The organism is Polynucleobacter sp. P1-05-14 (genome assembly GCF_018881675.1).
Taxonomy (GTDB): Bacteria; Pseudomonadota; Gammaproteobacteria; order Burkholderiales; family Burkholderiaceae; genus Polynucleobacter.
This window is the reverse complement of the sequence record NZ_JACVPV010000001.1, coordinates 154,975-168,601: the sequence shown is the minus strand read 5'-3', so window position 1 is coordinate 168,601 and position 13,627 is coordinate 154,975. Positions and strand designations below refer to the sequence as shown.

At 45.2% G+C, this 13,627-nt stretch carries 14 protein-coding genes and 1 tRNA gene; 8 read left to right on the top strand and 7 right to left on the bottom strand.

Going from position 1 to position 13,627, the window contains the following annotated elements; all coding sequences use genetic code 11:
* Both ICN37_RS00950 and ICN37_RS00945 read left to right on the top strand, forming a co-directional pair.
* A complete protein-coding gene (locus ICN37_RS00950; RefSeq protein ID WP_216154344.1) occupies positions 1-1,782 on the top strand; it encodes a M61 family metallopeptidase in 1,782 nt (593 codons plus the stop codon).
* 6 nt (positions 1,783-1,788) lie between these two features.
* A complete protein-coding gene (locus tag ICN37_RS00945; RefSeq protein ID WP_216154343.1) occupies positions 1,789-2,538 on the top strand; it encodes a uracil-DNA glycosylase in 750 nt (249 codons plus the stop codon).
* On the opposite strand, the gene ICN37_RS00940 is transcribed toward ICN37_RS00945, so the two are convergent.
* Positions 2,527-2,823 carry a hypothetical protein gene (locus ICN37_RS00940; protein ID WP_255538429.1) on the bottom strand — a complete coding sequence of 99 codons (297 nt, stop codon included), beginning with the start codon at positions 2,821-2,823 and terminating at the stop codon, positions 2,527-2,529. The two genes, ICN37_RS00945 and ICN37_RS00940, sit on opposite strands and share 12 nt — an antisense overlap.
* Position 2,824: 1 nt before the next feature.
* On the opposite strand from ICN37_RS00940, the gene hemA reads away from it, so the two are divergent.
* The 5 genes from hemA (at position 2,825) to rmuC (ending at position 7,799) form a co-directional block, all read left to right on the top strand.
* Positions 2,825-4,141, top strand: a complete 1,317-nt coding sequence (gene hemA / locus ICN37_RS00935) for a glutamyl-tRNA reductase (protein WP_216154342.1) — start codon at positions 2,825-2,827, stop codon at positions 4,139-4,141.
* Entirely contained in the window at positions 4,142-5,221 is a 1,080-nt protein-coding gene (gene prfA, locus ICN37_RS00930) for a peptide chain release factor 1 (protein ID WP_215321333.1), read from the top strand.
* Between the two features lie 27 nt (positions 5,222-5,248).
* The gene (prmC, locus tag ICN37_RS00925) at positions 5,249-6,079 is read left to right on the top strand and encodes a peptide chain release factor N(5)-glutamine methyltransferase (protein WP_255538428.1); all 831 of its coding nucleotides are present in this window, start codon (positions 5,249-5,251) and stop codon (positions 6,077-6,079) included.
* Between the two features lie 108 nt (positions 6,080-6,187).
* Positions 6,188-6,496 (top strand): Grx4 family monothiol glutaredoxin, encoded by a 309-nt coding sequence (grxD, locus tag ICN37_RS00920; RefSeq protein WP_072583421.1) that lies wholly within the window; start codon positions 6,188-6,190, stop codon positions 6,494-6,496.
* Positions 6,497-6,524: 28 nt separating this feature from the next.
* Entirely contained in the window at positions 6,525-7,799 is a 1,275-nt protein-coding gene (rmuC, locus tag ICN37_RS00915) for a DNA recombination protein RmuC (protein ID WP_216154340.1), read from the top strand.
* A 112-nt stretch (positions 7,800-7,911) separates the two neighbouring features.
* Here the strand turns inward: rmuC and ICN37_RS00910 are convergent, their stop codons facing one another.
* Positions 7,912-8,496 (bottom strand): phasin family protein, encoded by a 585-nt coding sequence (locus tag ICN37_RS00910; protein ID WP_216154339.1) that lies wholly within the window; start codon positions 8,494-8,496, stop codon positions 7,912-7,914.
* Between the two features lie 196 nt (positions 8,497-8,692).
* On the opposite strand from ICN37_RS00910, the gene ICN37_RS00905 reads away from it, so the two are divergent.
* Complete coding sequence (locus ICN37_RS00905) at positions 8,693-10,018, top strand: MFS transporter (protein WP_216154338.1); 1,326 nt, start codon at positions 8,693-8,695, stop codon at positions 10,016-10,018.
* Here ICN37_RS00905 and ICN37_RS00900 read toward each other — a convergent pair.
* From ICN37_RS00900 to ICN37_RS00880, 5 genes are all read right to left on the bottom strand, one after another.
* Positions 10,015-11,520, bottom strand: a complete 1,506-nt coding sequence (locus ICN37_RS00900; RefSeq protein WP_216154337.1) for a tetratricopeptide repeat protein — start codon at positions 11,518-11,520, stop codon at positions 10,015-10,017. The genes ICN37_RS00905 and ICN37_RS00900 overlap by 4 nt on opposite strands.
* A gap of 77 nt (positions 11,521-11,597) precedes the next feature.
* Positions 11,598-11,673: transfer RNA gene (locus ICN37_RS00895), tRNA-Thr, on the bottom strand.
* Between the two features lie 17 nt (positions 11,674-11,690).
* Complete coding sequence (locus ICN37_RS00890; protein WP_216154336.1) at positions 11,691-12,098, bottom strand: ClpXP protease specificity-enhancing factor; 408 nt, start codon at positions 12,096-12,098, stop codon at positions 11,691-11,693.
* 29 nt (positions 12,099-12,127) lie between these two features.
* Entirely contained in the window at positions 12,128-12,739 is a 612-nt protein-coding gene (locus ICN37_RS00885) for a glutathione S-transferase N-terminal domain-containing protein (protein ID WP_028819209.1), read from the bottom strand.
* A 99-nt stretch (positions 12,740-12,838) separates the two neighbouring features.
* Entirely contained in the window at positions 12,839-13,612 is a 774-nt protein-coding gene (locus ICN37_RS00880; RefSeq protein ID WP_072584014.1) for a cytochrome c1, read from the bottom strand.
* Positions 13,613-13,627 lie beyond the last annotated feature (15 nt).

The following is a 13,627-nucleotide window of genomic DNA, read 5'->3' as shown; positions in this document are numbered from 1 at the left end:
ATGAACCATGCCGACTTACCTGCGATTCAATATACGGTCTGGCCGGCAGACCTCCACGGCCATCATTTTCGCGTCAAGCTGCATATTGCTAATCCCGACCCCGAAGGCCAGGTGCTACAAATGGCAGCCTGGATTCCAGGTAGTTATTTAATTCGTGATTTCAGTAAACATGTCGAATCAATTGAAGCGTTTTCAGTAGAGGGTGCCAAGAGAAAAATAGCGCTCGAACGGATTGATAATGACCATTGGCGCTTACCGCCATGTAATGGCCCGATAGAGGTGCTCAGCACTGTTTATGCTTTTGATACTTCAGTACGTGCAGCGTATCTCGATACCGAACGCGCCTTCTTTAACGCCACCAGCCTATGTCTAGCCGTCAAAGGGCAAGCGCATTTACCTTGCTCACTCGCCATCACCCCGCCGGAACTTGCCTTTGCTGACCACTGGACGGTTCAAACTACCTTAAGGGCAGCGAAGACAGATGAGCGTGGGTTTGGTTTTTATCTGGCACAAAATTATGATGATCTATTGGATCGCCCCGTGGCTATGGGCGAGTTCCAACTTGTGCACTGGAAATCGAATGGTGTAGCTCATCGCATGGCAGTACAGGGCTGCAATCATATTGTTGATGCCAAACGTCTTGCACAAGATTTACAAGCAATCTGTGCCAGCACCATTGACCTCTTTGAGCCAAAATCTAAACGCGCCCCTTTTAATGAATACCTTTTCTTAGTTAACGCGGCATTAAATGGCTATGGCGGCCTTGAGCATCGCAATAGCACTGCACTAATCTGTAGGCGCGATCAAATCCCCCAAGAAAATATTCTCTTTGAAGAATCTGCATATAGAGAATTCTTAGGCCTCTGTAGTCACGAGTATTTTCATGCATGGCTGGTTAAGCGTATTCAGCCAAAAGCCTTTCAACCATATGATCTGGCTAAACGTAATCACACTCGCTTACTATGGGTGTTTGAGGGCTTCACCAGTTACTACGATGATCTTCAACTACTGCGTAGCAAGCGAATTGATCTTAAGACTTATCTCAAACTCGTTGCGGATAACTGGAACGGGATCTTGCGCGGTCCCGGGCGCCACAAGCAAAGCTTAGCTGACAGCTCTTTTGATGCCTGGACCAAGTATTACCAAGCGGATGAGAACACGCCAAATTCAGTTGTCAGCTACTACGGCAAAGGTGCCTTAGTTGCACTTGGTCTTGATTTACAGATTCGGGCATTCACTAAAAATAAACAGTCTCTAGACGACCTCATGCGCCTACTTTGGAATAAGCATGGCGTCACCTTGGATGGCATTACAGAAGACGGACTAGATGATTTGATTTTTGAATTGCTAGGAAATGGCTTTAGCAAGACCTGGAATGAAATGAAGGCCCGCTATATTTTTGGTACAGAAGATATTCCTCTGCAAAAATGGATTGGCTCAAATCTCATTTCTGTAAAAACAAAATCTCAATCTACGCTGGAAAAACTCAAGCTACAGTTTGGGATACGCCATACAGATGCCAATGGCTGGCTTAAGGTTACCCATGTGTTTGATAGCGGGATTGCTCAAGCAGCAGGCCTATCAGCTGGTGATTTACTAGCCAGTATTGATGGTCAGCGTGTCACTGGCGTCCGCTGGGACAGAATCTTAGGCAGTCTTTCTGAAAACTCCCATGCCCGCATTACTTTCTATCGCGATGATCTAGAGCATGAGCGCATGGTTTCAATGCAATCTGCCCAGCTACCTGTGCAATATGAACTGACACCTAAGAAAGATGTCTGATCGAAATTGAAAGCACTATTTTCAAAAGACGATATCCCAAAGGATTGGCAAGAATTACTAGGAAATTATTTCGAGTCAGCAGATTGGCGCTCACTAGAAAAAAATTTACAGGCCGCTCTTGATGCTGAAATTGTTCGACCCGAGCCTCAGAACTTTTTTAAAGCTCTCAAACTTTGCCCCGTTGATTCAGTAAAGGTGGTGATCCTGGGCCAAGACCCTTATCACTCACCAGGGCTGGCTCAAGGACTAGCCTTTTCGATACCCGCTGAAATTGCAGTCAATTCACGAGAATTTCCCAGCTCACTACGCAATATCAGTAAAGCATTGGCATTAGAAGGTTTTGGGTCTTTACCAAATGGTGATCTTCACAATTGGGCCGAGCAAGGAGTGCTACTTCTCAATACTGCTTTGAGTGTCAAGCTGGGCGAGGCCGGCAGTCATACGGGTCTAGGATGGAAAAGCTTAATTGATCATTTGATCAGCGCTTTATCCAAAACAAGACCACATGTTGTCTGGATGCTATGGGGTGGTCATGCCCAATCTAAGCTGCCACTCATTGAAGGTGGTCAGAATCCTTTGATATTGCAATCCTCCCATCCATCTGGACTTGGCGTATACAAGACGAATAAGCCTTTTTTGGAGCCTGGAGGCAAGGCCAGTTGCAATCACTTCATTAAAGCCAATCAATGGCTGATTGAACAAAAAAGTGCGCCTATTCAGTGGGTGACGAACAATCGCGCTGACTTATTTAGCTAAAGCAGCAAAAACACACCCCACTGCGCAGGCAGCAAAAATAGTGCTGGCCCACTCGAGGATTTGTCCAGATTGGAAAAGATCCCAGTATTGCCCTGCATACGAGCTAGCCGCCGCCGCAATAGATCCTAGTAAGAAGGCCGTCAGAATCCTGTCGGGATTGACTTCACCAGAAGCTCCGGGGTAAAAAATCCCGGCTGACACCCCAGAAACACCCCCAATCACCAGAAAAGCCAAAAACCCCATTGATACCCCCATTAATGCTGCCATCAAATCTATAATTGCCATTATGAAGTTGTTGACACTCGGCATCAATCATCACACAGCGCCGGTCGCCATTCGGGAAAAGGTCGCCTTTGACCCTGAATTTCTTCAAGAAGCGTTGCACGACCTTCGCCAACATTTAGTTGGCGCGAATCAGGCCGGGCTTCCCGAAGCCACAATTTTGTCAACCTGCAACCGCACTGAGGTCTACTGTGCCGCAAATGATGCCAGTGCCGCAGGTCTTTTGCATGAAGCTACTTTCGATTGGTTGGCCAAAACTCAACAGCTTGCCCCAAGCAGTCTTGAGCCTCACATTTACTCATTACCGCAATCAGATGCAGTGCGACACGCCTTCAGAGTTGCGTGCGGTTTAGACTCCATGGTGATTGGTGAGACACAAATCTTAGGCCAAATGAAAGATGCGGTTCGCACCGCAAATGATGCTGGCGTATTGGGAACCTATCTCAATCAACTATTTCAGAAAACATTTGCAGTCGCCAAAGAAGTACGCGGCTCTACTGAAATTGGCGCGCACTCTATTTCGATGGCTGCAGCATCTGTTCGTCTCTCAGAGCGCATCTTTGAAAAAATTGCAGATCAAAAGATTTTGTTCATTGGTGCCGGTGAGATGATTACTTTATGCGCAACGCATTTTGTTGCGCGCAAACCGAAGAATGTGGCGATTGCTAACCGCACGATAGAGCGCGGTCAAGAGCTCGCAGACTCCATTTCCTCGCAAGACGTTGAAGCTGAATCCCTTAAGCTCTCGGAGCTCCCAGGGCGCCTACATGAGTTCGACATTATTGTTTCTAGCACTGCCTCATCATTACCCATCATTGGCCTGGGCATGGTGGAGAGCGCTCTAAAACAGCGTCGCCACAAGCCGATGGTCATGATTGATTTAGCAGTGCCGCGAGATTTTGAACCTGAAATCTCCAGACTAGATGACATCTATCTTTACACCGTTGATGATTTAGGATTAATGATTCAGACTGGCGCCAGCTTACGTCAAGCAGCAGTTGGCCAAGCTGAAGCGATCATCGAAGATCGTGTTGGTAACTTTATGCATTGGATGCAAGGTCGTAATGCAGTTCCACTGATTCAGGATATTCAGCAGCAAGGTGAACGTTTGCGTCAACTTGAACTCGAGCGGGCGATGAAGCGCTTGATGCGTGGCGATGATCCACAAGAAGTTCTCAATGCCATGGCACAAGGTCTAACTAATAAATTTCTGCATGGCTCACTCCATGCACTGCAACACTCTAATGGCGCTGAGCGTGACGCCTTGATTAAGTTGTTACCCAAACTATTCGCCTCGCATTCCAAGCCAGAAGACCATTAGATGAAGCCCAGTATGCGGGCTAAGCTAGACCACCTAGACACGCGCTTAGCCGAACTTAACTCCTTATTAACCTCCGAAGATGCAACCAAAGATATGGATGCTTATCGGAAGCTCACACGTGAACATTCAGATATTGCTACCGTAGTAGAGCAGTTTGGCCTCTACAAGCAAGCTGAGGCAGACGCCCAAGCGGCAGAGGAAATGCGCAAAGATCCTGAAATGAAGGACTTTGCTGATGATGAGCAGAAGCAGGCTTTAGCTACGATGGAAGAGCTTGCAGGCAAATTACAAAAGCTCTTACTTCCTAAAGATGAAAATGATGATCGTAACGTTTTCTTGGAGATTCGTGCGGGCACTGGTGGTGACGAGAGCGCACTCTTTGCTGGTGATCTACTTCGCATGTACAGCCGCTTTGCTGAACGCCAAGGCTGGAAAGTAGAAATGGTGAGTGCTGCTGAATCTGATTTAGGTGGTTACAAAGAAGTTGTTCTTCGCCTTGTCGGTCAGTCTGTTTACTCACGTCTTAAGTTTGAATCTGGTGGCCATCGTGTGCAGCGCGTACCGCAAACAGAAACGCAGGGTCGTATTCATACATCAGCCTGCACTGTGGCAGTCATGCCAGAAGCAGATGAACTTGAGGCGGTCAAAATTAATCCCGCAGAGTTGCGTATCGATACCTTCCGCGCTTCAGGTGCCGGCGGTCAGCATATTAATAAAACGGATTCTGCCGTGCGTATTACTCACTTACCTACCGGCACTGTAGTTGAATGCCAAGATGATCGTAGTCAGCACCGTAATCGCGAACAAGCCATGAAGGTATTGGTTTCCCGCATCATGGATGCTAGAGAGCGTGAGAAACATCAACTTGAGGCGCAAACCAGGAAGTCGCTGGTTGGGTCGGGCGATCGCAGCGACCGCATTCGTACCTATAACTTTCCGCAAGGTCGTATTACCGACCACCGCATCAATCTCACACTTTATAAAATTGATGCCATGATGGATGGTGACATCGACGATCTTTGCAATGCTCTAGCATCTGAACATCAGGCAGAGTTACTTGCTGCCCTTGGTGATAGTTAAGCGATCACGAAATCTGTGAATCAGGATTTGAGCCTACGCTCACTATTGAGTAATTCAGTACTTGCCCCTGCTGAGGCAAAAATTCTGATGGCTTATGTCCTTGAAAAGTATTACCAACTTCCACGCTCTGCTCTGCTATCACGCGATGATTTGGTGCTCAACGCTAAGGCGCTTGAAGAGTGGAAAATGCTTGAATCCAAGAGAATACAGGGCGAGCCGATCGCCTATCTGATTGGCAAAAGAGGCTTTCACAATATTGAGCTTTATGTTGCTCCTGGGGTGCTGATACCGCGCCCCGAAACTGAGCTCTTAGTAGAAATTGGTTTGCGTGAAATCACACGTTTGAATGCTCCGACCAATATTTTGGATTTAGGGACGGGCTCGGGTGCCATAGCTTTAGCCATTGCACATGAAGCTCCAGACGCGCAACTTACTGCGACCGATCAAGCCATAGAAGCCCTAGATATTGCCAAAATAAATGCCAAGCTTTTAAATATGGAGTCTCGAGTACAGTTTTTTCAGGGAAGCTGGTATGAGGCGATAGAAGCCAGCGCTTCTTATGATGTCATTTTGAGTAATCCACCCTACATAACATCCCAAGATTCACACCTAAGCCAGGGTGACTTGCGCTTTGAGCCAATTTCCGCCCTAACTGATCATGGCAACGGACTCACCTGCTTAGAAAACATTATTTCAGGCGCCAAACACCATCTAAATCCCAATGGCCTGCTAGCGGTTGAGCATGGCTTTGACCAGTCAGAAGCAGTTGTAGCCCTCATGCAGCAAGCGGGTTTTCAGGATGTACAAGCACATCTGGATTTAGGCGGCCATTACCGGGTTGCCTCGGGCAGAAAATAGGTTGAAATAACCTTTTTTCACATTAAGTCTTAAAATCAATAAAACCTTATTTTCAAACCGTCTTTGCAATAAGACTGCCGCAGTAGATACTTAGTAGAAAGAATATATATGGACTCACAAGCTCAAATTAAAGAAATCGTCACTAGCCACCCAGTTGTACTATTTATGAAGGGAACTGCGCAGTTTCCACAATGTGGCTTTTCTGGAAACGCCATCAATATCTTGCGCGCTAGCGGTGTTGAAAATCTCCATACCGTGAACGTGTTGGAAGATGCTGGTATTCGTCAAGGCATTAAAGAGTTCGCAAATTGGCCAACAATTCCCCAGCTCTATATCAATGGTGAATTTATTGGTGGCTCTGACATCATGACTGAAATGTTCCAGTCTGGTGAACTTCAAAAACTCGTCAAAGCTTAATCAAGTTTTTCGCTGAGACTTTGAAGCTGTGACCTTTGATTTAAGCTCTCTTCTACTATTTGGCCTGCCATTTGGAGTTTGTGCAGGCCTTTTAGTTTATGCGTTAAACCTGCGCTCTACCCTTGCTCGCGTTGAGCTACAAGCCCAAACAGATCTTGCTCTAGCGCTCAGCTTGCGTACCGAACGTGACCAAGCATTACAAAACGCGATTCGCCTTGAAGCAGAGCTGGACTCTGAACGCAAACAAGGTCTAGGCAGAATTGAATCACTTAATGAAGCTAAAGAGGCTTTAACAAATCAGTTCAAAAATTTAGCCAACGAGATCCTGGAAGATAAGTCTAAGCGCTTTACCGAACAAAATGCAGCAAGCCTAGACGCTCTATTAAAACCTCTGCAAACTAAACTTACGGAATTTAAAGAGCAAGTTAGCACCTCTTATGGCAATGAAGCTCGTGAGCGTCATGCTCTCAAAAGTGAAATCGAGCGCTTGGCTAATCTCAATCTGCGCATGTCAGATGAAACACGCTCCTTAACCCAAGCATTAAAGGGGGACTCCAAGGTTCAAGGTAATTGGGGCGAGCTAGTGTTGGAATCCATTTTAGAATCCTCAGGCCTGCGCAAGGGAGAGGAATACCTTGTTCAAGATAGCCACACCCAAGCTGATGGATCCCGTCTGCAGCCCGACGTAGTAATTAAGCTACCTGAAGGTAGAAGTCTGGTTGTTGATAGCAAAGTATCTATAACGGCTTACGCCCGTCATGCTGAAACTACGGATCCTGTAGTTGCTGAGCAAGAGTTGGCTGCCCATATTCAGTCTTTACGTCAACACATCCAAGGCCTATCTGGAAAGAACTATAGCTCGCTTTATGGAGTGGGTTCAGTTGACTTTGTTTTGATGTTTGTACCCATTGAGCCAGCGTTCTTGCTTGCATTAAAGACTGCGCCCAATCTATATCAAGAAGCTCTGGCAAAAAATATTGTGTTGGTATGTCCAAGCACTCTCATGGCGACGCTGCGAACAGTAGCGCATCTGTGGAGACAAGATCATCAAAATAGAAATGCTCTAGAGATCGCAAAACAATGTGGCAACCTTTACGATAAGTTTGTTGGCTTTGTAGATGATCTTGAGAAACTTGGACAACGTCTCGATCAAGCGCAAACGAGCTATCACGATGCATTCAACAAGCTAAAAACTGGCAAGGGTAATCTCATTCGTTCCGCTGAAAAAGTGCGCGAGTTAGGCGTTAAACCCAGTAAAAATCTGGCTACACCCTTGATTGAATCGTCTTCTGACTTCGAATAATTGCAGCCAGTAGCCTAAATAAATATTGAAAAAATTTAGACAAACAAAAACCCCGCCTAGTTTGCACTAAGCGGGGTTTTTTATTCTAACTACTGAATCTAAGTCTTCTAGCTTAAGCAGATTTACGGCTACGTGATGCAGGTGTAGCAGCTTTTTTAACTTGGGCAATTTGACCTTGTACAGTTTCGATTGCTTGATCAGCAGTTTTTTCTGCATTCACAAAAGCTTCCTTACTAGCAGCGCGAAACTGTTCGAAACCTTGCAATGCGCTACCGTATACAGTTTTGAATGATGACAAGAAAGCATCAGAACCTGCAGGCGCATTAGCAGTAACGGTATTGAGCCAATCCTGGAAGCCATCTTGCAACTGGTCGATGCTTGCATCAACTACGTTTGAAAACTCTTTATTGCCATCACGCAATACTTTGCTTACTTTCTTTTGATAAGCAACAGCTTGGTTACCAGCGGCTTGCAAAGAATCAGCAGTAAAGATTTCAGTAACTTGCTTTGGATCTTTAGCTGTCAAAACTTGCTGAATACCATCTTGAGCGTTTACCAATGCATCTTTAGAAGCTGCGTAATTCAACTCAGCCAATTTTTGAGCATTTTCCAAAGCAGCTTCGCTCAAAGAAAATGAAGCCTCGAGGCCTTTGCTGTTAATTTGGGACAATTTAGCGGTGATTTGATCTTGGTTCATGTATTTCTCCAGAAATTAAGTGGTACAACTAGTCAATTAAGCGCGCGATTTAAGAGATGGAAAACTGTAGATACCTTAAATATTGCACTGCACCATGAAACTGTAACTGAAGCAATAGGGCAAATCAAGAAGTTTTTGCTGCTTTGCAACAAATATATCCCTTAAATAGAATTAACTTAATATAATCAATCACTTAATGTCGAACCAGAATAATCACTCCTACCGAAAAGTGGCCATTGCATCCTGCTTTGGTACCTTTTTAGAGTGGTACGACTTTTTGACCTTTGCGACCCTGGCAGTAGTTTTCGCCCCCCTATTCTTTCCCTCAACCGACCCCAATACAGCCCTTTTAGCGAGTTTGGCAACCTTTGGTGTTGGGATGGTGGTTAGGCCTATTGGAGCCGCTCTTTTTGGCTCTATGGGCGATCGGATTGGCCGTAAGCCAGTCTTCATGATCACCATTATCCTGATGGGGATTGCGACTGTTAGCGTTGGCTTTTTACCCACCTATGCCCAAGCAGGAATTTGGGCGCCAATCCTCTTGGTAGCTTTACGCCTTCTTCAGGGGCTATCTGCTGGTGGGGAGATCGGTGGGAGCGCCGTTTATCTCACTGAGCATGCGGGTAATGAGCATAGGGGATTTAAAACGAGCTTCTTACAACTCATGGGTCCGCTTGGCATTCTGTTCTCGACCCTGCAAATTGCCTTACTCAGAAATTACCTATCACCAGAAGAATTTCAATCCTGGGGTTGGCGTGTGCCTTTTTGGATTTCCATTGTGCTGTTGTTAATCGCATTTAAAGCACGAATGGCTTTAGAAGAAACGCCGGTATTTTTAGAACTCTCCAAAAATAGCAACAAGCTCGAGAATCCTTTAATAAGTAATTTCCGTGATCCTCAGACGCGCAAAAGAATGTTTTTACTGTTCTTTTGCATTTCATCTGGTGGTGCGGTTCTTTTTTTCTGTGTACAGATTTACACAGCAATCTTTTTAAAAACATCCGTCAAGTTACCGCCTGAAATCGTCGACCAACTCAGCCTGTATTCAACACTCTGCCTATTGCCGCTGACAGTGTTTGCGGGTTGGCTCTCTGATAAGGTGGGACGCAAGACTATCGTTGTCAGCGGCCTCATTTTGGGTGCGGTAATTACGATTCCAGCATTTAATGCACTTCAGTATTTAGGCAGTTCATATCAACAACTAAGCAATAATGAAAATCTTCTGCTCATTAGTGCAATTCTTGCGTGCCTATCTCTTGCTTTGGCATTAGTAGTCGGCCCACAAACGGCGTTTTTAGCAGAATTGTTTCCAGCAAAATCACGCAATAGCGCTGCAACACTTCCTCATAATTTAGCGGCCGGATGGATTGGTGGTCTACTCCCCCTGATTGTCACTTGGTTAAATCAACAATGGGGAACGGCTACGGCCGGCCTTTGGTATCCGACTATTTTTTTGGCAAGCGCAGGCATAACAGCGCTCTTTTATTTACCAGAAACCAAAAAAGTTGACCTCAACACTTAAAGTGCTGCGCGCTTCTTTTGTGCCAGGTCATTCAAATCAAGCCTTACACGCGCAATGACCTCATCCCAATTGCCCGGCTGTTTTTGCTGATAGATTTTTGCTGTTGGATACCAAGGACTATCCTCTCTACCTCTTAACCATCGCCAACAAGAATCGTAGCGATTGAGAATCCATACCGGCTTACCAAGCGCCCCAGCTAAATGTGCTGAAGAGGTATCTACAGAAATAATCAGATCCAAGCAATCCATCAGCGCAGCAGTATCTGAGAAGTCATTGAGTAAATGAACACAATTAATAAGCTCAGGCCAAACTTGATCTTTTCTGGCGGCTAGTTCTGATTCAGCTGGATCACCTTTTTGCAGACTATAAAAATCCACTCCCGGAATGCCCTGTAATTTTGCAATTTGATCGAGCTCAATATTTCGCCGTTTATTAATCGCCCACAGCTCAGGATGCTCAGCCCTAAAGCCGCCATTCCAAATTAACCCTACTCGAAGGTTTTGCTTGTTTACGATCCCTTGTTCATAAGCGCTCCTCTGCGCTTGATTAACATCTAAATAAGGAATCTGATTAGGAATTGAGTCTAGATCTGTTTTAAACAACAAAGGCAGGCTCAACAAGGGTGACTGAAAATCAAACCCATCATTCCTAAAATCATCAATTGCAACCAGATTGCAGAATTTTGTTAGCACTCCCAATAGATTGAGAAGCTGAGCAGGCACTCTAAATGTAATCCGCGCACCAAGATCAAATAGAGGTTTTATATAGCGACAAAACTGTAAGGCATCGCCCAGACCCTGTTCGGCCCAAATAAGAACTTTTTTACCCGCAATATTATCGAGACTTTCGAGTCTTGGTATTTTGTGATGCAAAAAAGCAGCTGGGCTATCTATAAACCAACGAGACTCATAGTTTTGCCAGCCATTATCAAAATCTCCCAAAGATAGCTGGAGTGCAGCCTTAGCCCAATAACAATCCGCATATTGAGGATTAATAGATGTAGCTATGTTATAGCATCCCATTGCATCTTCATACCTTTGCAACTTAACAAAACAATTCCCTTTATTGCTATATGCCTGGGCATAATTTGGCTGCAAGGATATTGCCTTATCAAACCAACTGAGGGCATCTTCATAATCCCCACGCTCTTGCAGAACATTGCCCTTATTGTTGAACGCCTCGGCATAAGTGGGTAGATATTTGATAGCTATATCTAAGGCATCCAGCGCCTCTTCATGACGACCAAGCTCTTTTAGGATATTTCCACGATTGCTATAAGCAACTCCATTGCCGGGATCAAGATCAATTGCCTGATCAATAAGTCTGAGTGCATCATGAAATTGAAATTCCATTGCGGCGATGATTGCCATGAATCTCAATGGGCTGGGATCTTGAGGATCCATACCATTTGCCTTTAGCAGCAATTCTTTTGCCAGACTAAATTCTTTTGCCTGGATATGAGCAGTCGCATTTTTTAGCAGAATTTGAACGGCCTGATTCACTTGTTCCTAACGAGGAAATATAAAGAGAATGAATTGGGAAATTATTGAAGCCAACTTAAGGTGTTTGCTTAGAAAGATGGTGCCCCTTGTCCGACTCGAACAGACCACCTACTGATTACAAATCAGTTGCTCTACCAGATGAGCTAAAGGGGCACGGAAGATATTTTAACCTATTTCACAATCTTCAAGGACGGTCTTGAGGTTTTCGGCTTTTCAGGGGCATGATCTGCTGCGTCAGCAATATGAAGATCTTGGGCCTGAGCTGGATCAAACGGAAAAGACATACCCTGACCATTTTCCCTGGCATAGATTGCTAGAACATGGCTGACCGGGACCATGATCTTTCTTGGAATACCGCCAAATCTTGCCTGGAAGCTTATCCAATCGTTTTCTATCGCCAGTTGATGGCATGCCTCAAGGGAAAGATTCAGAACGATCTCATCGTTCTTCACAAACTCCATGGGTACCTCTACCCTAGCGTCCACAAAAACCGCTATGAAGGGCGTAAAACCAAAATCCGTGCACCACTGATGTAGGGCACGGATTAGATATGGTTTATTACTTGGAATGTCAGACATGCCGACGAGTCATGTACCGCTAAAAATACTTAGCGGCGCATTACCTTCTCAGAAGGAGTCAAAGCCTCGATGTACGCAGGTCTGCTAAAAATACGCTCAGCGTATTTCAGCAAAGCTGCTGCATTGCGAGAAAGATCAATGCCGTAGTGCTCAAGACGCCACAACAATGGCGCAATCGCTACGTCCAGCATAGAGAACTCATCACCCAACATGTATTTGTTTTTAACAAAAATTGGTGCCAACTGAGTCAAACGATCACGAATCGCTAAACGCGCTTTTTCGTGAGTCTTTTCAGCTGCTTTACCTTTTTCATTTTCCAGAGCAGCTACGTGCACAAACAATTCTTTCTCAAAATTGAAGAGGAAGAGGCGTGCACGTGCACGTGCAACTGGATCAGGCGGCATTAATTGTGGGTGAGGAAAACGCTCATCAATATATTCATTGATGATGTTTGACTCGTACAAAATTAAATCACGCTCAACCAAGATAGGTACTTGGCCGTAAGGGTTCATTACCGAAATATCTTCAGGCTTATTAAACAAGTCGACATCGCGGATTTCAAAATCCATGCCTTTTTCAAAAAGCACCAAACGGCAGCGTTGCGAGAATGGGCAGTTAGTACCCGAGTACAACACCATCATAAATTTATTTCCTTAAATTTCTACTTCAATACAACAAACGCACAACAGCGTTAAATCTTTTCACCAATAGACCCTAGCTTTAGGACCCATCAAATTCAATTAGTGAATATCTTTCCAATAGGCTTTATTCAAACGCCAAGCCAACAGGGTAAAGATTGCCAAGAACAAGAGCACTACTACACCAAGACGCTTACGCTCCAACTGAACTGGCTCAGCCATCCATGACATGAAAGCGACTAAGTCGGCGATATTGTCGTCATACTCTTGTGTGCTCATTTTGCCGGGAGTTAACTGCTCAAAGCCAACAAAGACTTCTTCTGTTCTGCTTGGGTCATGTGGGTCTTTGTGCTCTTCAAACTTGGCAGCACGCTCGCCTTGCAACTGCCAGAGAACGTGTGGCATACCGACTTTAGGATAGACCAAATTATTCCAACCAGTTTGTGTCGTGTCGTCTTTGTAGAAAGTGCGGAAGTAGGTGTAAAGCCAGTCCGCTCCACGAGCACGCGCCTCAACTGATAAGTCAGGTGGTGTCTTACCAAACCAAGCTTTAGCTTCTTTTGGTGTCATCGAGATGGTCATCAAGTCACCCACTTTGGCATCAGTCAAAATGAGGTTATCTTTGATTTGTTGATCGGTCAAACCAATATCGCGCAACCGGTTGTAACGCATGCTTGCGGCTGCATGGCAGTTCAAGCAGTAGTTCACAAATAATTTTGCACCGTTTTGCAATGAGGCATTGTTACTAACGCGGTTGGGGGCTTGATCCAAAGGAAAGCCACCCTCATTTGCATTGGCATTCACGCCAAAGCTCAGGGCCGCAACCAATACTGTTGCTTGGCAGACGCCCATCAAAGTTTGCAGAATTTGTTTCATACTAATTCCTAAGTT